Origin of the sequence: Streptomyces montanisoli (assembly GCF_017813245.1) — a bacterium.
Lineage (GTDB): Bacteria > Actinomycetota > Actinomycetes > Streptomycetales > Streptomycetaceae > Streptomyces > Streptomyces montanisoli.
This window is the reverse complement of sequence record NZ_JAGIQL010000038.1, coordinates 33,134-50,249: the sequence shown is the minus strand read 5'-3', so window position 1 is coordinate 50,249 and position 17,116 is coordinate 33,134. Positions and strand designations below refer to the sequence as shown.

Sequence of the window (17,116 nt, the reverse complement as noted above, 5' to 3'; positions counted from 1 at the left end):
GCCGCGTGCCACCCCGACGGCGGCGTTCACCGATGCCGCGGCGCCTGCCGCGGTGAGCGCCGCGGCGGTGGCAGCCGAGGGGCGGGGCGCGGGGGCGGCAGGGGCACGCCCCAGGGGTTCCGACGCCCTGGCCTCGGTGAGCAGCGCTCGGGCGTTGGCCGCGTACCAGGCCGATTCGTCGGGCTCCTCCACCGTCACCAGCGCCCGGACCACCTCGGCCGCACGATCCGACGTCGGTCTGAAGTGGGCGAGGTCCGGTGTCGCGGCCGCGACACGCTCGCGCTCGCCTGGACCGGGCAGCAGCAGGGCCAGCTCCGCCGGCTCCAGCGCGGCAGCGGCCGCGGCCACCCGCTCCCAGGGGCCCGGCGCGTCCCGCAGCAGGGCGCTGACTCGCCTGCTGCGCCAGTTGCGCGCGCGGCGGTCCCCGCCGTCGGCGAGGGTGCGCAGCGGCTCCGGCAGGCGCCCGTGCATCAGCTGTGGCTCCGCCGCGCGCAGGGCCCGCAGTTCTTCGGCGAGATAGAGCCACACGATCGTCCGGTAGCGGTTGAGGAAGAACCGCGCCGGGGTCAGCAGGCCGGCCCTCGCGAGCCGGGTGAACCGGCCCGGGCTGATACCCATCAGCTCGGCGCCCCGCGCCGTGCCCATCGTGAGCACCCGCTCACGCAGGGCTTCGGGGAAGCCCTCGGCCGCGCGCAGGCGGTCGATCTCCCCGCGCGGGACCCGGATCCGCCCGGCCGTGCTCCCGTCCGCCACGCGGACGTGTCCCAGCTCCACCGCGAGCGTGAATTCGCCGCGCTTGAGGCCGAGCTCCCGGGCGGCGCGATCCGCGCCCACCGCCTCGCCGGCATCGGTCTCCTTCGTGTACCTGCTCTCGGCCATGCCCGTACTCCCCCGTCCAGTGCGGCCACCACCGGCCGCGACTACGCTCGGTGATCACCGTAACGCGGAGGGAACACGGTCCGCGACCCCTGTGGAAAACTCCTGAGGATCACGGAGACCAGCAGGTCAGAGGCCTCCCAGCGTCGTGCCCTCGTTCCGTGGCGTGAGGCCGAGGTGCTCACCGACGCGGTGAACGAGCAGGGTCATCTCGTAGGCGATCTGCCCGACGTCCGCCTCGGCTCCACTGAAGACGCACAGGCAGCTCCCGTCCCCCGCCGCCGTGACGAACAGCAGGGCGTCGTCGAACTCGACCATGGTCTGGCGCGGCTGCCCGGCGCCGAAGTGGCGGCCGGAGCCGCGCGCCAGGCTCTGCAGCCCCGAGGCGACCGCCGCGAGGTGCTCCGCGTCCTGCCTGGGCAGCCCGGAGCTCACGCCCGTGACCAGTCCGTCGTTCGAGAGCACCAGCGAATGCCTGATGTGCTCGACGCGCTCGGTCAGATCGTCGAGAAGCCAGTCGAGTCCCTTGTCGGCCGCCATCCCCGCCCCTTCGTGTCCAGCCGTTCACCGTTCACCGCCCCGCCGTGCGCGTGAGCGCCGCGCACCGTCAACAGCCTGTCGCACCGCCCGGCCAGGGGCAAGGAGTGTCCGCTCCCCGGGGAGTCGCGCGCGAGTGGGCGCCGCCGCGGCGGATGATGGCGCCCATGACCGATCGAATGAACGAGGACGAGTGGCGTGCCTTCCTCTCCGAGGGGACCCGCACCGGGAAGCTGTCGACCGTCAGCGCCGACGGAAGTCCGCACGTCGCGCCCGTCTGGTTCCTGGTGGACGGCCCCGACCTGGTGTTCAACACCGGCAGGGAGACCGTGAAGGGCCGCAATCTCCTGCGGGAGGGGCGGGCGGCGCTGTGCGTGGACGACGAACGCGAACCGTACGCCTTCGTGCTGGTGCGCGGCTCCGTGGCGATCAGCGAGGAGCCCGGCGACCTGCTCGACAGCGCGATCAGGATCGCCACCCGCTACATGGGCGAGGCGCGCGGCAGGCAGTTCGGGGAGCGCAACGGTGTGCCGGGCGAACTGGTCGTGAGGCTGCGCCTGGACAAGGTCACCGCGTATTCCGCCGTCTCGGACTGAGCGCGCCAGGCGGCTGGAAGCATGGGGGCATGAGCCAGGACCTCGCCCGCACGCGGGCCTTCTTCGGTGTCAGGGCAGCCGGCTGGGAGAGCAGGTTCCCCGACGACGGACCCGCCTACGCCGCGGCCGTGGCGGCGATGGGCCTGCGGCCGGGCGCCACCGTGCTGGACGCGGGCTGCGGTACGGGCAGGGCGCTGCCCGCACTCCGCGCGGCCGTCGGGCTGGCCGGCCGTGTGCTGGGCGTCGACGCCACGCCCGAGATGCTGGCCGAGGCGGCCGGGCGCGGCCGCCGCTCCAGCGGCGCGCTGCTGCTTGCGGACGCCACCGTCCTGCCGGTGCGCTCCGGGGCGCTCGACGCGGTGTTCGCCGCCGGCCTGGTCTCCCACCTGCCCGATCCCGCCTCCGGCCTGCGAGAACTCGCGCGCGCCGTGCGGCCGGGCGGCGTGCTCGCGCTGTTCCACCCCATTGGCCGGGCCGCACTTGCCGCGCGCCAGGGGCGGCGGATCGCGGACGACGACCTGAGGGCACAGCCGCGTCTGCGGCCGCTGCTCGCCGCGGCGGGCTGGCGGCTCGCCTCGTACGTCGACGAGGACGACAGGTTCCTCGCCCTCGCTCTGCGGGAGACCGGTGTGCCGGTGGGGGACAAATCGGGGCAACCGTAAAGCCGCAGGTGGGCGGGGCGTAGCAGGGCTCTCGACGCGGCGGTTACCGACTGGTTAAGGTCACCGGCAGCCGAACGACGGGAGTTGCCGTGGCCTTGACCGAGGGGGCTATCGATGAGGATTCGCTGTACGTACTGACGGCGGTGCTGCTGACGCCCGCGCAGTTCCCTGCCGTGCTCGGCGACGACTTCCCCCAGGCGTGCGCCGCACTCGGGCTGCCGCCCGACGAGAACGGCTACGGTCTCGTCCTCGGCCAGGACGGTGCGGGAGCGCGGTGGACGGTGGCCGTGGACGACGTGTCGCTCGTGGCCGTCGCGATCGCGGCGTGGGACTGCGGCATGGAACAGGAGCTCTCGCCACCGGACCGCTCGGTCGTCGCCGCCCTGCCGGGGTGGCCGCTGGCCCTCGCCGTCGCCGCGCCCGGCGTGCCGGAGCCGCACGACCCCGAGGGCCAGGCTGAGCCCCTCGCTCCCCCCGAGACGGGCGTGTGGGGGCCGGCGCAGCGCAGGCTGGGCGCCGACGAGGTCGCCACCCAGTGGACGGTCTGGCGTGCGCGGTTCGACGCTCCGGCGCCGGACGCTGGACCTCAGCCGGAGGGCGAGGGTGGCCGCGCATCGGCCGAGCCTCACCCTGAGGTCGAGGTCGAGGCGAACGGAGCGGCCGACGGAGTAACGGCCGAAGGCGGCGCCCGCCCCGAGTCGCCCGATCCCGAGGTGCACGACGTCCTCGCCGAGCTGCACGGTTACCTGGAGCAGCCGCCGCCCACGGGGCGTGTGCGCTCCAGCTTCGCGCCCGGGGGCGCGCGCATCCTGAGGGCCGACGGCCCCGGGTGGTCCTTCGTGGCCAGGACGGACGACATGGCGTTCGTGCTCCTCGACGAGGCGCCGGGCACGGTCATCCCCGTCGGCCGGGGCCCGGAGCTGCCGGGACTGCTCACCGCGCTCGACGCGATGGCCGTCCGGCCGGCATGAGCCCGGCTCCGGCCCCGCCTCGGCACCCCGGACCGGAGCCGGGCCGCAACGCGACACGGCACCGCCCGCGCGAACGCGGGCGGTGCCGTGGCCGTGTCGTCAGCGGCCGAGTTCCCTGCGGCTGACCCTGCGCAGCCTCTTGCGCTGCGAGGAGTCGAGCGCCAGGTAGGCGGCAGCGGGCACGCCGACCATCACGATCAGCGCGATCCAGAAGCTGGTCATGATCCACAGGACGAGGCCGATGGCCACTCCCCCGACGGCTATCTTTGCCCTTGTCGACATCTTCGGTGCCTCCTCCGCGGCTGTCGCCGCTACTGCTTGATGTAACGCCTGGCCGCGCCCATCGGTTCCACTATGCGCCCGCCCCGTCCACTATGCGTCCGACCTGAGCGGTTCGCCCACCTCGTGCAGGTGTCCGAGGGTTTGCCGGTAGGACTCGAGCGGCCCCGTCTCCGTGTAGGGGATGCCCAGCTCCCGGCAGTGTGCCCGCACCAGCGGCTGGGCGAGTCGCAGGTGCGGCCGCGGCATGCTCGGGAAGAGGTGATGCTCGATCTGGTAGTTGAGCCCGCCGAGGAACCAGTCCGTCAGCGCGCCCCCGCGGACGTTGCGCGACGTCAGGACCTGCTTGCGCAGGTGGCCGAGCGTCTCGTACACCTCGGGCTCCGGCATCTGCATGCCCTTGTGGTTGGGCGCGAAGGACATGCCCAGGTGGAGCCCGAGGAGCATCTGGTGGATCAGCAGGAAGACCAGGGCCTGCGGCAGGGACAGCGTCGTGACCAGCAGCGAGACGTAGAGCGCGACGTGGACGAGCAGCAGCGCGCCCTCCCGTATGCGGTCTTTCCGCGCGATGCGGTCGCCCTGGTGGGAGAAGACCGCGCGGAAGCCGTGCACCTTGAGCGCGATGCCCTCCAGCATGGTCAGCGGGAAGAACAGCCACGCCTGGTGGCGGGTGAGCCAGCCGTCGAACCCGGTACGGCTCGCGGCGTGGTCCTGGCTGAAGACGATGACGTCGGGCGCCACGTCGGGGTCCTTGTCGACATGGTTCGGGTTGGCGTGGTGCTTGTTGTGCTTGTCGTTCCACCACTCCTGGCTCATGCCGAGCAGCAGATTCGCGTGCACGAGCTGGACCAGGCGCCCCCTGGCCCGGTCCGCGGTGATCTGCGCGTGTCCCGCGTCGTGCCCGATGAACGCCATACGGGCCGTGACGACCGCGAAGGGCGGCGCGAGCAGGAGCGCCCACCAGGAGGGCCCGAGCAGCACGAGTCCGAGGACGATGCCGCCGAGAGCGATCAGGTTGACGCCGATACCGCGCGCGTACCAGCCCACCCTCCGCTCCAGCAGTCCCTGTTCCTTCACCTGGCGCAGCAGGGGCGCGAACTCGCTGCCCGCGCTCGTGCGACTGGTCGGCCGGGCAGGCTCGGGGCCCTGCTCCGGTTCCGCCTCGACGGCGGTGGCTACGGCCTGGGACATCACGGGTCTCCGGTCTGTGATCGGGGGCGTGGCGAGAGGGAAAGGCGACGGCGCGAACCGCGCTGACCTCTAGAAACGTAGAAGAGCGCGCTGCGCCGAACCATGGCGTCACCACCCCGGTCCGCCGTTGCTGACCCCCGCACCCACGGTGGTGCTGGCCATACCTCGCGCGGGTCCGAGCCCCCGGGGGTGGCAGGTGGCCTTCCGTGCGGCGGGAACGTGATCGTACGGTGGGCCCGCGTCCGCCGCGTCCGGTGCCGGCGAGCGCCACGGCACGCACCCACCGCACCGGCACATGCCCGTCCCACCCCGACGACTGGAGCAGCCTGTCATGAGCGATCCGAGGATCCTGACCGTACGTCCCGAACCCGGCGAGTACGCCTGGACGTTCGGAGGGAGCGCGCCCGTCGCGCGGATCACCCCCGGCACGGTGCTCGACCTGTTCACCGAGGACTGCTTCGCGGGCCGGGTCCGCTCGACGCGTGACTTCGTCTCCGAGGTGTGCGACTTCCCGTTCCTCAACCCGCAGACGGGGCCGTTCCACGTGGAGGGCGCGGAGCCCGGCGACACCGTCGCCGTGCACTTCGTGTCGATCGAGCCCGCGCGGGACTGGGCCGCCTCCACCACCGTCCCGCTGTTCGGTGCCCTCACGTCCACGCACACCACGGCGACGCTCCAGCCGCCGCTGCCCGAGGTGGTGTGGATGTGGCAGCTGGACCGTGAGCGCGGAACGTGCCGGTTCACGGCCCGCGACAGCGACATCGAGATCGACCTGCCGATGGACCCGATGCACGGCACGGTCGGGGTGGCGCCGGCCAACCTCGAAGTGCGCTCCGCGCTGGTGCCCGACGCGCACGGGGGCAACATGGACACGCCCGAGATGCGTTCAGGGGTGACGTGCTACCTCGGCGTGAACGTCGAGGGCGCGCTGCTCAGCCTCGGTGACGGGCACGCGCGCCAGGGCGAGGGCGAGACCTGCGGTGTGGCCGTGGAGTGCGCGATGAACACGGTCGTGATCGTCGAGCTGCTGAAGGGTGTCCAGACGCCGTGGCCGCGCATCGAATCGGACACGCACATCATGTCGACGGGCTCGGCGAGGCCCCTGGAGGACGCGTTCCGCATCTCGCAGCTGGATCTGGTGCAGTGGCTCGCGCGCGACTACGGGCTGTCGGAGCTCGACGCCTACCAGCTGCTCTCGCAGGCCGGTGAGGCCCCGCTCGCCAACGTCTGCGACACCAACTACACGTCGGTCGCGAAGATCCGCAAGGAGTGGCTGCCCGCGGGCGAGCCGCACCGCGGCCTGCACCGGCATCTGCGGGAGACCGCGGCGGTCCTGACGCGCTGACGCCCGCCGCCGCGCGCGCACCGCACGGGTTCGGCCGGGCGGGTGTGCCGGGCGATCTTCCGGGTAGGCACCCCGATCAAACGGTAGGAGTGTGCATGCCTGAGCTTTTCATCGGCGGTAAGTGGACCTCGGCGGCGGAGGGCCGGGTGCGGGAGATCCGCTGCCCCGCGGACGGGACGCTGGTCGCCACCGTCGACGAGGCCGGGCCCGGCGACGCCGACGCGGCGATCGCCGCCGCCCGCGCCGCCTTCGACGGCGGTACCTGGCCTCGCACCCCCGCGGGGGAACGCGGGCGGCTGCTGCTGCGCGTCGCCGCGCTGCTGGAGCGCGACAGGGCGGCGCTCGCCCGCGCCGAGTCCCTGGACACGGGGAAGCGGCTGGTCGAGAGCGAGTTCGACATGGACGACATCGCGAACTGCTTCCGCTACTTCGGCAACCTGGTCGCTGCGGGCGGCACGGACCGCGTCGTGGACACCGGCGACTCCGCCGTGGACAGCCGCGTCGTGCACGAGCCGGTCGGTGTGTGCGCGCTGATCACCCCGTGGAACTACCCGCTGCTCCAGACGGCGTGGAAGGTGGCGCCCGCGATCGGCGCGGGCAACACGTTCGTCCTCAAGCCGAGCGAGCTGACGCCGCACACGGCGATCCATCTGATGCGCCTGCTGACCGAGGCCGGCCTGCCCGACGGTGTGGCGAACCTGGTGCTCGGAGCCGGCGCCACCGCCGGCGCCCCGCTGACGGAGGATCCGCGCGTCGACATGGTGTCGTTCACCGGCGGGCTCGTCACCGGCCGGCGCATCATGGCGGCGGCGGCGCCGACGGTGAAGAAGGTGGCGCTCGAACTCGGCGGCAAGAACCCCAACATCGTCTTCGCGGACGCCGACTACGAGGCGGCCGTCGACTACGCGCTGACCGCGGTCTTCCTGCACTCCGGGCAGGTCTGCTCGGCCGGGGCGCGCCTCCTGGTGGAGGACGGGCTGCACGACCGCTTCGTCGGTGACGTCGTCGAGCGGGCCCGCGCCATCCCGATGGGCGGCCCGTTCGACGAGCACGCGCGCACCGGGCCGCTGATCTCGGCCGCCCACCGCGAGAAGGTCGAGCGGTACGTGGCGGCGGGGATCGCCGAGGGCGCGGTGCTGCGGTGCGGCGGAAAGCGGCCGGAGGAACCGGAGTTCGCGAACGGGTTCTACTACCCGCCGACCGTCCTGGACGAGTGCGCCGCCGGTATGTCCGTGGTGCGTGACGAGTCGTTCGGGCCGGTCCTGACCGTCGAGCGGTTCCACACCGAGGAGGAGGCGCTGGCGCTGGCGAACGACACCGTCTACGGCCTCGCCGGCGCGGTGTGGTCGCAGGACGTCGGCAAGGCCCACCGGGTGGCGGCGCGCATGCGGGCCGGGACGGTGTGGATCAACGACTTCCAGCCGTACGTGCCCCAGGCGGAGTGGGGCGGATTCAAACAGTCGGGATTCGGGCGCGAGCTGGGTCCCGCCGGGCTCGCCGAGTACCAGGAGGCCAAGCACGTGTGGCGCAACCTCGAACCGAAGCCGCTCAGGTGGTTCGCGTGAGCGCGCCGATACCGGACGGCGCGCAGGACGACGACGACAAGTCACTCTCGGATTTCGGCTACAAGCCCCAACTCAAGCGCTCACTGGGCAACTTCCACACGTTCGCTGCGGGGATCAGCTACATCTCCATCCTGACCGGCACGTTCCAGCTGTTCTACTTCGGTGTCGGCTTCGCGGGGCCCGGCTACTGGTGGTCGTGGCCGATGGTGTTCGTGGGCCAGCTGATGGTGGCGCTGTGCTTCTGCGAGCTGGCGGCCCGCTATCCCGTCGCGGGTTCGATCTACAACTGGTCGAAGAAGCTGGGCGGCCCGCACATAGGCTGGCTGGGCGGCTGGATGATGGTCGCCGCCACGATGGTGTCGCTGTCGGCCGTGGCGCTCGCCTACCAGCAGACCCTGCCGCAGATCTCCTCGGTGTTCTGGGTCATCGGCGACGGCAGCGCGCCGGGGGACGCGGCGAAGAACGCCGTGTTCCTCGGTTCCTGCCTCATCGTCTTCACCACGCTCGTCAACGCGTTCGGCGTCAAGCTGATGGCGAGGATCAACTCGGCGGGCGTGCTGATCGAGCTGATCGCCGCCGTGGTCCTGGTCGTCCTTCTCGCCGTCCACATCACCCGGGGGCCGTCGACGATCACCCAGAGCCACGGCTTCGGGCAGGGCCAGTCACTCGGCTACTTCGGCGCGTTCCTCACGGCGTCACTCGCGTCCGCCTACGTGATGTACGGCTTCGACACGGCGTCCTCGCTCGGTGAGGAGTCGAAGAACCCGAGCCGCAACGCGCCGAGGGCGATCCTGCGCGCCCTCATCGCCTCGTTCGTCATCGGCGGGCTGATCCTGCTGTTCGCGTTGCTGGCCGTGCCGAACCTGGCGTCCAAGCAACTGTCCACGGGCGGGCTGCAGTACGTGGTGCTGTCCACCCTCGGCTCCACGGTGGGCCAGGCGGTGCTGTGGTGCGTGTTCATCGCCATCACGGTCTGCGAACTGGCCGTGCACACGGCCGGCATCCGCCTCGCGTTCGCCATGGCACGCGACAACGGCCTGCCGGCCTCCCGCATGGTGGCGCGGGTCAGCCCGCGGTTCCAGACGCCGATCGTGCCGGCCGTGGTGATCGGTCTCGTCGCCATCGGCATCCTCGTCCTCAACATCGACCAGCCGCAGATCTTCTCCGTCGTCACCAGCATCGCGATCATCATGATCTACCTGGCGTACCTCTCGGTGACGCTGCCCATGCTGTGGCAGCGGCTGCGCGGCAGGTGGCAGCCGGCCGAAGGCGGTTTCTCCCTGGGCAAGGTCGGGTTGCCCGTCAACATCGTGGCCGTCCTGTGGGGTGCCGCGATGGCGCTGAACCTCGCGTGGCCGCGTGCCAGCGTGTACGACGCGACCTCCCCGCACCACTGGTACCTGCGGTGGGGCGCGTTCCTCTACATCGGTGTGATCGCCGTCGCCGGCTTCGCCTACTACTGGTTCCGCAAGCGGGGCCGCCTCGACGTGATCGAGGACAGCAGGGCCGCCGGGCCCGGCCCGGCGCGGCAGACCGCGGTGTAACGGCGCGAGCCGCCGTGCCGCGGCCGGCTCCCGCCCGCCCTTTTGCCCTTGTCCGCTCAACACGACTCGATATTGGAGCAGTTGATGTCCGATCGGCCCGCAGACACGCACGAACCCGTCTACGACTACGTCGTGGTCGGCGGAGGTACCGCGGGATCGGTGGTGGCCGCGCGGCTCAGCGAGGATCCGGACGTGTCGGTGTGCGTGGTCGAGGCGGGCCCGTCGGACGTCGGCGACGACAACGTGCTGCGGCTCGAAGCGTGGATGGCGCTGCTGGAGTCCGGCTACGACTGGGACTACCCGGTCGAGCCGCAGGAGTTCGGCAACAGCTTCATGCGCCACGCGCGCGCGAAGGTGCTGGGCGGCTGCTCCTCGCACAACTCCGCCATCGCCTTCTGGGCGCCGGCCGAGGACCTGGACGAGTGGGGGGCGCTCGGCTGCACGGGCTGGAGTGCCGCCGACTGCTTCCCGCTGTACCGGCGGCTGGAGACCAACGACGCGCCCGGCGACCACCACGGCCGCTCGGGCCCCGTCACCATCCGCACCGTCCCGCCGCGCGACCCGTGCGGCACGGCGCTGCTCGCCGCCTGCGCGGACGCGGGCATCCCGACGACACCGTTCAACACGGGCAGCACCGTCACCCGGGGCGCGCACTGGTTCCAGATCAACGCCCGTGAGGACGGGACGCGTTCGTCGGCGTCGGTGTCGTACCTGCATCCCGTGCTGGGCAAGCGGCCCAACCTGGAGGTGCGCACCGGGCTCCAGGCGGCGCGGCTGCTGTTCGACGACGTCCGGCGGTGTACGGGCGTCGAGTTCCTGATGCCGGACACCGTGCACAGGCAGCGGGTGCTCGCGCGGCGGGAGGTCATCGTGGCGTGCGGGGCGATCGACTCGCCGAAGCTGCTGATGCTGTCGGGCATCGGCCCGGCCGGCCATCTGCACGAGACGGGTGTGGAGGTACGGGTCGACTCCCCCGGTGTCGGCTCGCACCTGCAGGACCACCCGGAGGGCGTCATCATGTGGGAGGCCAAGCGCCCCATGGTGACGTCGTCGACGCAGTGGTGGGAGATCGGCATCTTCACGCAGACCGAGGACGGTCTTGACCGGCCCGACCTCATGTTCCACTACGGGTCCGTGCCGTTCGACATGAACACCTACCGGCGCGGCTATCCCACCTCGGACAACGCGTTCTGCCTCACACCGAACGTCACCAGGGCGCGGTCGACGGGCACGGTCAGGCTGCGCACCCGGGACTTCCGCGACAAGCCGAAGGTCGACCCGCGCTACTTCACGCACGAGCACGACGTGCGGGTGATGACGCACGGGCTGCGGCTCGCACGGAAGATCGCGGCGCAGGCTCCGCTCGCCGAGTGGACGGGCACGGAACTGGCCCCTGGACCCGCGGCGCAGAGTGACGAGGAGCTGTTCTCGTACATCAGGGAGACGCACAACACCGTGTACCACCCGGCGGGTACCGTGCGGATGGGCGCGGAGTCCGACGCCGACTCGCCGCTCGACCCCCGGCTGCGCGTCAAGGGCGTCAGCGGGCTGCGGGTGGCGGACGCGTCGGTGATGCCGTTCCTGCCCGCCGTCAACCCGTGCATCACGACGATGATGATCGGGGAGAAATGCGCGGACATGATCAAGTCGGACCGTGCCGCGCTGAGTTGACGCGCCGAGCCGCGTCCGAGCCGTGTCCTCGCGGTGACGCGCACGCGTCCGGCCCGGAACGCCGGTCGCCGCCCGGGCGTTCATGGTCCGTACGTGTGCGGCCCGCCCGGGGCCGCGCGAGGACGGGCGGAGTGGCATCGTGCGCGTGATCGTCATCGGGGGCGGGATCGCCGGCACGGCCGCGGCACTCGGTCTGCACAAGGCGGGGTTCGACGTCAGCGTGTACGAGGCGTACCCCGACGGCGCGGAGGACATCGGCGCGTTCCTCACGCTCGCGAGCAACGGCATGCGCGCCCTCGCGGCGCTCGGCGCCTCGGTCGCGGTCACCGCGATCGGCTATCCGCTGACGACACTGCGCGTGCTGGACGGTTCGGGCGCCGAGGTGGCGAACGCGCCGCTCGGGGAGAGCGGTGACCCGCTCCTGCGCTACCGGTGCCTGCGTCGCGGCGAGCTCAACGCCGCGCTGCAGGCCGAGGTGGCGCGCCGTGGCATCAGCATCCGGCACGGCGCCCGGCTCGCTTCCGTCGAGGAAGGCCCCTCGGCCGTCACCGCGCACTTCACCGGCGGCGCCACCGCGACCGGCGACCTGCTCGTCGGCGCGGACGGGCTGCGCTCCACCGTCAGGCGGCTGATCGCCCCCGGAGCGGAACCGCTCCATGCCGGGCAGCGGGTCTTCTACGGCTACGCGGACCATGCGGCCCCGGCCGGGGCGCCCGGGACCATCACCATGGTGCGCGGCGGCGCGGCCGCCTTCGGCTGCGCAATGTCACCCGCCGGGGAGACGTACTGGTTCGCGCGTGTCGCGGGCGAGCCGCCGGCGGCGGACGAGATCGCGCAGTCCACGCCCACCCGGTGGCGCGAGCCGCTGGTGGAGCTGCTGCGGAAGGACGCCACCCCGGCCGCGGGCATCGTCGCGGCCACCGGCGACCGCATCATGGTCACCGGCGCGACGGAGATGCCGCTCGGCATGCCGTGGCGCTCCGGTCGTGTGCTGATCGTCGGTGACGCGGCGCACGCCGCCTCCCCCGCGACCGGGCAGGGCGCCTCGATGGCGCTTGAGGACGCGGTCGTCCTGGCGAAGGCGCTCCGTGACACGCCGGACACCGGCAGCGCGCTGGCCCTCTACGAGACGCTCCGCCGTCCCCGCGTGGAGTACAACATCGCCGCGAGCGGCCGGATCTCCCGCGCCGCCACCGCGCCACCGGGCCCCGCACGCGGGCAGGCCGCCCGCAGGCCGGGTGACGACGAGCTGATCCGGCACCTGGAGTGGGACGCGGACATCCGGACCGGCTGCGCGCACGGCGGAGGTGGCGGCTGACGGCGCAGGGGGGTACCTGTGGGGCATGAGCCTCTGGGACAAACGGGACGACATGGTGGTGCACGAACGCGAACCGTTCAACGCGGAGCCACCGCCGGCGGCGCTGGCCGGCAGGACCACACCCCTGGACACGTTCTACAGCCGCAACCACGGCGAGATCCCCGACATCGACCCGGCCGCCTGGCGGCTGACCGTGGACGGCCTGGTCGAGCAGCCGTTGGAGCTGTCGCTCGCGGAACTGCGCGAGCGGTTCGAAGAGGTCGAGGCGGCCGTGACGCTCCAGTGCGCCGGCAACCGCCGCGCCGGGCTGATCGAGGTCCGCGACATCCCCGGCGAGGATCCCTGGGGGCCCGGCGCCACCTCCACCGCGCGCTGGTGCGGGGTGCGCCTGGCGGACGTACTGGCCGAGGCCGGTCCCCTGCCGGATGCGGAGCACATCGCCTTCGGCGCCCCCGACGTCTCCCGGCTCGCCGAGCCGGCCCAGCCCTACGGCGGCTCGATCACGCTCGCGAAGGCGCGGGGCGCCGAGGTCCTGCTCGCCTGGGGGATGAGCGGCGCACCCCTGAGCCGGGTGCACGGCGCCCCGCTCCGGGTCGTGGTGCCCGGCTGGATCGGCGCACGCAGCGTCAAGTGGCTGACCCGCCTCACCGCGCGGCGCGAACCGTCGGACAACTTCTTCCAGACCTCCGCCTACCGCCTGCTGCCCGCCGGGGACGGCCCCGGCCCGGGCGGCCCCGGCCAGGACCGCCCCGGCACGGACGGCCACGCGGACGGCATCCCCCTCGGGCCCATCGCCCTGAACTGCGACGTCCTCTCCCCGCGCGGCGGTCGCCGCCTGCCGTCGGGCCCGACGGAGATCATCGGCTACGCGCTGGCGGGCGACGACCGCACCGTGGCCCGCGTCGACGTCTCCGTGGACGGCGGCCGCCACTGGGTCCAGGCCGATGTGGACACGGCGGAGAGCCCGTGGGTGTGGCAGCACTGGCGCACCACCGCCGACCTGCCGGCCGGTGAGGTGGAGATCACCGCACGCGCCTGGGACAGCACCGGCGCGGCGCAGCCCGAGTCGCCCGTGCACCTGTGGAACCCCAAGGGCTACGCCAACAACTCGTGGGCGCGCGTCCACGTCACCTGCGAGTGAGCGGCGCACTGCGCGAGCACGCCGGCCTGCACGTGGGCGACCCCACTTAAATATGCATCTTAGATGCATGTTAATTTGAGCGCGCCCGATCAGCTCACGGCCGCAAGGGGTCACCCATGCTCTCCGACACGTCCACCGCCACCGTCCGCGCGACACTCCCTGCCGTCGGCGCCGCCATCGGCGAGATCACGGAACTCTTCTACGAGAAGCTGTTCGCCGCCCATCCCGGCCTGCTGCGCGACCTGTTCAACCGCGGCAACCAGGCCGCAGGCACCCAGCGCCAGGCGCTGGCCGGCTCCATCGCGGCCTTCGCGACGCATCTGCTGGAGCACCCGGACACCCGCCCCGACGTAATGCTCGGCCGGGTCGCGCACAAGCACGCCTCCCTCGGCGTCTCGCCCACCCAGTACCCGATCGTCCACGAGCACCTCTTCGCGGCGATCGGCGAGGTGCTCGGCGAGGCGGCCACCCCCGAGGTCGCCGAGGCGTGGGACGAGGTCTACTGGCTGATGGCCAACGCCCTCATCGCCATCGAGAGCCGCCTCTACCAGGGCCAGGAGGTCCTGACCGGCGGCACCTGGCGCGAGTGGGAGGTCATCGGGCGCTCCGAGGAGACCGCCGACGTCGCGTCCTTCCTGCTGCGCCCACTCGGCGGCGCGGCGCCGCAGCCGTTCAGGGCAGGCCAGTACGTGTCGGTCCAGGTCGAACTGGCGGACGGGGCGCGGCAGATACGCCAGTACAGCATGGTCGGGGCGCCCGACGCCGCGGTGCGCCAGATCAGCGTCAAGCGCGAGCACGGCGGCGAGGAGACCCCGGCCGGCGAGGTCTCCAACCACCTGCACGACCATGTCCACGTCGGCGACCGGCTGCGCGTCTCCGCGCCCTTCGGCGACCTCGTGCTCGACGAGGGCGCGCTGGGCGCCACGGCCGGCGGGGCTCAGCAGCGCCCTGTCCTGCTCGCCTCGGCCGGGATCGGGGTCACCCCGATGCTCTCGATGCTCCACGAGCTGAACGCGCGCGAGCACACGGCCCCCGTGCTCGTCCTGCACGCCGACCGCTCCCCCGCCGAGCACGCGCTGCGCGCGGACCAGTCGGCGCTCGCCGGAAAGCTGGCGGACGGCCGCGTCGCGTACTGGTACGAGGAGGCCGCCGGTGAGAACGACCGCGCCGGCCGGGCCGACCTCGCCGATCTGGAGGTTCCCGACGGCACCATCGCCTACCTCTGCGGGCCGCTCCCGTTCATGCGCGCGGTGCGCGGTCAGCTGCTGGCGAAGGGCGTGCCCGCTGCCGACGTCCACTACGAGGTGTTCGGCCCCGACCTCTGGCTCGGCGCGGCCTGAGAAGCCGTTGTCCTACCCGCAGTCGGCGCCGACGGGGCGCCCGGTGATCGCGAGCAGCAGCGGGCCGGTGGGCGCGGCCACGATGTCCGTGAGGGAGACGCGGTCCAGCGACGCGTAGAACTCCTCCTGCGCGGCCAGCAGCGCGCCGCGCAGCCGGCAGGCCGAGTTGAGCGGGCAGGACACGTCGCCACCCGTGCAGTCCGCGAGGTCGCCGGAGCCCTCGAAGGCGCGCACGACCGCCCCCACGGTGGCCGACCGTCCCGCCACGGTCAGCACCAGACCGCCGCCACGGCCGCGCCGCGCCTCCACGAGCCCGAGGTGCTGCAGCCGCGCGACCACTTTGGCCATGTGCGTGTAGGCCGCGCCCAAGGTCGCCGCCACGTCGCGTGTGGTAGGCGGTGTGTCCGCGGCGGACCGCACGGCGAGGCGCATGAGCAGCCGCAGTGCGAGATCCGTGGACTTCATCAGGCGCATACGCCCCACCCTATGCCGCGCCGGCGTCCATCCGCGTGCTTGCCGTCGAGCGCCGGTTTGGGCACAAGCGGTCAAGGGCACTGGGGCGCTGGCGCGATCGGCGGACCCGCGATCCGCCGATCCGCGATCCGCGGAGGACAGACCGGAGGTGGACGGCTCGGATGGCAGGCACGGAGCGGACGGCCCACGCGGCGGCTCACGCCCGGGGCACCGTCGTGGCGCTCGCCGTCGCCGACATCTCGTTCGCCTACCAGCAGACGGCCGTGGTGCCCGTCATCCCGGACATCGAGAAGGCCGTGCACCTCTCGCAGACGTGGGGTGCCTGGCTGCTGAGCGGTTACCTCCTCGTCGCGACGGTGTCCACGCCCCTGCTCGGCAGGCTGGCCGACCGGCGCGGCAGGCGGCGGATGCTGCTGCTCGGGCTCGTCGTCTTCCTCGCCGGCTCCGTCGGCGCCGCCTGCGCGCCGAACGCCGCGGTCCTGATCGTCTTCCGTGCCCTGCAGGGCGTGGGCGGGGCGGTGTTCCCGCTCTCCCTCTCCATCGCCCGCGAGGAGCTGCCCAAGGAGCGGGTGGGCGGCGCCACCGGCACGCTGACCGCCGCGTTCGGAATCGGCACGGCGCTGGGCTTCGCCACGTCGGGGGCGCTGAGTTCCGCCGTCTCGTGGCGGCTGGTCTTCGCGGTGGGCGCGGCGATGGTCGCGCTGGCGCTGCCCCTGGTCGTGCGGTGGGTGCCGAGCCGCCCGGGGCCCTCGTCCGGCGCCGTGGACCTGCGGGGCGCGGGGCTGCTCGGCGCCTGCCTCGCCCTCCTCCTGGTCGCGCTCACCCTGGCACCGCAGCAGTCGGGCGCGGGCTGGGCCGTGCCGGGAGGGCTCTTGGCCGTGTCCTTCCTCGCCGGCGTGGCGTGGCTGCGCCACGAGCGCCGGGCGCCGGCACCGCTGGTCGACCTGTGGACGCTGCGCTCACCCACCGAGAAGTGGACGAACGCGATCACCGTGGGCGTCGGCTACGCACTGTTCGGCGTCTACTACCTGGTGCCGCAGTTCGTCCAGGACCCCACCCACGGGTTCGCCGCCGGCACGGCGGTCGTGGGTCTCTTCCTGCTGCCCGCCGCGGTGGGGCAGCTGCTCGCGAGCGCCTTCGCCACCCGGATCAGGGGACGGGGCACGACTCGCAGGCCCCTCGCCGCGGGGATGGCGGCGCTGGCCCTGGGGTCGGCGGGCTTCGCGACGCTCGGCCGTGACAGCGTCCCCGTGTTCCTGGCGGCCGGGTTCGTCCTCGGATGCGGTGCGGGGCTCGCCATCAGCGCCACCAGCACCCTGGCATCGCTCGGCGCCGACGAGGAGCACGCGGCCGTGGCCACGGCCGTCAACAGCACGGTGCGGCGGGTCGGTGGCGGACTGGGAAGCCAGGTCAGCGCGGGCATCCTGGTGCTCACCGGCAGGGGCACCGGCTCGTGGGTACTCGCGTTCGCCATCGCGGCCGCGGTGTGCGCTCTGTGCGTGGTGCCGGCCGGGCGGATGCCCCTGAAGGCCGGCGGGTCCACCCGGGAGGACAGCTGACGGGACAGGCACGGTGCGGAAAAATCCCGGGCACGCAGGGCCGATGC

Annotated in this window: 16 protein-coding genes; 11 read left to right on the top strand and 5 right to left on the bottom strand. The window is 72.8% G+C overall.

The genetic code is table 11. The features are described 5' to 3' along the window. Both JFN87_RS12470 and JFN87_RS12465 read right to left on the bottom strand, forming a co-directional pair. A partial coding sequence (locus JFN87_RS12470; protein ID WP_209340068.1) for a DUF6397 family protein occupies positions 1-879 on the bottom strand: 879 nt, incomplete at its 3' end. 126 nt (positions 880-1,005) lie between these two features. After that, a complete protein-coding gene (locus JFN87_RS12465; protein ID WP_030904621.1) occupies positions 1,006-1,416 on the bottom strand; it encodes a roadblock/LC7 domain-containing protein in 411 nt (136 codons plus the stop codon). 164 nt (positions 1,417-1,580) lie between these two features. Between JFN87_RS12465 and JFN87_RS12460 the strand changes: the two genes are divergently transcribed. The 3 genes from JFN87_RS12460 to JFN87_RS12450 all read left to right on the top strand — a co-directional run bounded on the left by JFN87_RS12460 (position 1,581) and on the right by JFN87_RS12450 (position 3,642). Beyond that, positions 1,581-2,009 carry a PPOX class F420-dependent oxidoreductase gene (locus JFN87_RS12460; protein ID WP_209340067.1) on the top strand — a complete coding sequence of 143 codons (429 nt, stop codon included), beginning with the start codon at positions 1,581-1,583 and terminating at the stop codon, positions 2,007-2,009. 29 nt (positions 2,010-2,038) lie between these two features. Further along, on the top strand, positions 2,039-2,671 hold the full coding sequence (locus tag JFN87_RS12455) for a class I SAM-dependent methyltransferase (protein WP_209340066.1): 633 nt from the start codon (positions 2,039-2,041) through the stop codon (positions 2,669-2,671). Positions 2,672-2,760: 89 nt separating this feature from the next. Further along, on the top strand, positions 2,761-3,642 hold the full coding sequence (locus tag JFN87_RS12450) for a hypothetical protein (RefSeq protein WP_209340065.1): 882 nt from the start codon (positions 2,761-2,763) through the stop codon (positions 3,640-3,642). A gap of 99 nt (positions 3,643-3,741) precedes the next feature. Here JFN87_RS12450 and JFN87_RS12445 read toward each other — a convergent pair whose 3' ends face one another. Together JFN87_RS12445 and JFN87_RS12440 are read right to left on the bottom strand one after the other, a co-directional pair. After that, positions 3,742-3,924 (bottom strand): tail-anchor membrane protein, encoded by a 183-nt coding sequence (locus tag JFN87_RS12445; RefSeq protein WP_209340064.1) that lies wholly within the window; start codon positions 3,922-3,924, stop codon positions 3,742-3,744. Between the two features lie 90 nt (positions 3,925-4,014). Beyond that, entirely contained in the window at positions 4,015-5,112 is a 1,098-nt protein-coding gene (locus tag JFN87_RS12440; protein ID WP_209340063.1) for a fatty acid desaturase family protein, read from the bottom strand. A gap of 331 nt (positions 5,113-5,443) precedes the next feature. On the opposite strand from JFN87_RS12440, the gene JFN87_RS12435 reads away from it, so the two are divergent. From JFN87_RS12435 to JFN87_RS12405, 7 genes are all read left to right on the top strand, one after another. Continuing rightward, positions 5,444-6,457: an acetamidase/formamidase family protein gene (locus JFN87_RS12435; protein WP_209340062.1), complete on the top strand. Its 1,014-nt coding sequence runs from the start codon at positions 5,444-5,446 to the stop codon at positions 6,455-6,457. 95 nt (positions 6,458-6,552) lie between these two features. Further along, positions 6,553-8,022: an aldehyde dehydrogenase family protein gene (locus JFN87_RS12430; protein ID WP_209340061.1), complete on the top strand. Its 1,470-nt coding sequence runs from the start codon at positions 6,553-6,555 to the stop codon at positions 8,020-8,022. Continuing rightward, positions 8,019-9,566: an APC family permease gene (locus tag JFN87_RS12425; protein ID WP_307865418.1), complete on the top strand. Its 1,548-nt coding sequence runs from the start codon at positions 8,019-8,021 to the stop codon at positions 9,564-9,566. Before JFN87_RS12430 ends, JFN87_RS12425 begins: the two co-directional genes overlap by 4 nt. An 84-nt stretch (positions 9,567-9,650) precedes the next feature. Next, a complete protein-coding gene (locus JFN87_RS12420) occupies positions 9,651-11,237 on the top strand; it encodes a GMC family oxidoreductase (protein WP_209340059.1) in 1,587 nt (528 codons plus the stop codon). A 136-nt stretch (positions 11,238-11,373) separates the two neighbouring features. Continuing rightward, positions 11,374-12,555, top strand: a complete 1,182-nt coding sequence (locus JFN87_RS12415) for an FAD-dependent oxidoreductase (protein WP_209340074.1) — start codon at positions 11,374-11,376, stop codon at positions 12,553-12,555. A 25-nt stretch (positions 12,556-12,580) separates the two neighbouring features. Next, positions 12,581-13,696 (top strand): sulfite oxidase, encoded by a 1,116-nt coding sequence (locus JFN87_RS12410; RefSeq protein WP_209340058.1) that lies wholly within the window; start codon positions 12,581-12,583, stop codon positions 13,694-13,696. A 116-nt stretch (positions 13,697-13,812) separates the two neighbouring features. After that, positions 13,813-15,036 (top strand): globin domain-containing protein, encoded by a 1,224-nt coding sequence (locus JFN87_RS12405; protein ID WP_209340057.1) that lies wholly within the window; start codon positions 13,813-13,815, stop codon positions 15,034-15,036. 12 nt (positions 15,037-15,048) lie between these two features. Here JFN87_RS12405 and JFN87_RS12400 read toward each other — a convergent pair whose 3' ends face one another. Further along, positions 15,049-15,510 (bottom strand): RrF2 family transcriptional regulator, encoded by a 462-nt coding sequence (locus JFN87_RS12400; RefSeq protein WP_209340056.1) that lies wholly within the window; start codon positions 15,508-15,510, stop codon positions 15,049-15,051. 161 nt (positions 15,511-15,671) lie between these two features. Here JFN87_RS12400 and JFN87_RS12395 point away from each other — a divergent pair, with 161 nt between their 5' ends. Continuing rightward, positions 15,672-17,069: an MFS transporter gene (locus tag JFN87_RS12395; protein WP_209340055.1), complete on the top strand. Its 1,398-nt coding sequence runs from the start codon at positions 15,672-15,674 to the stop codon at positions 17,067-17,069. Positions 17,070-17,116: the final 47 nt, after the last annotated feature.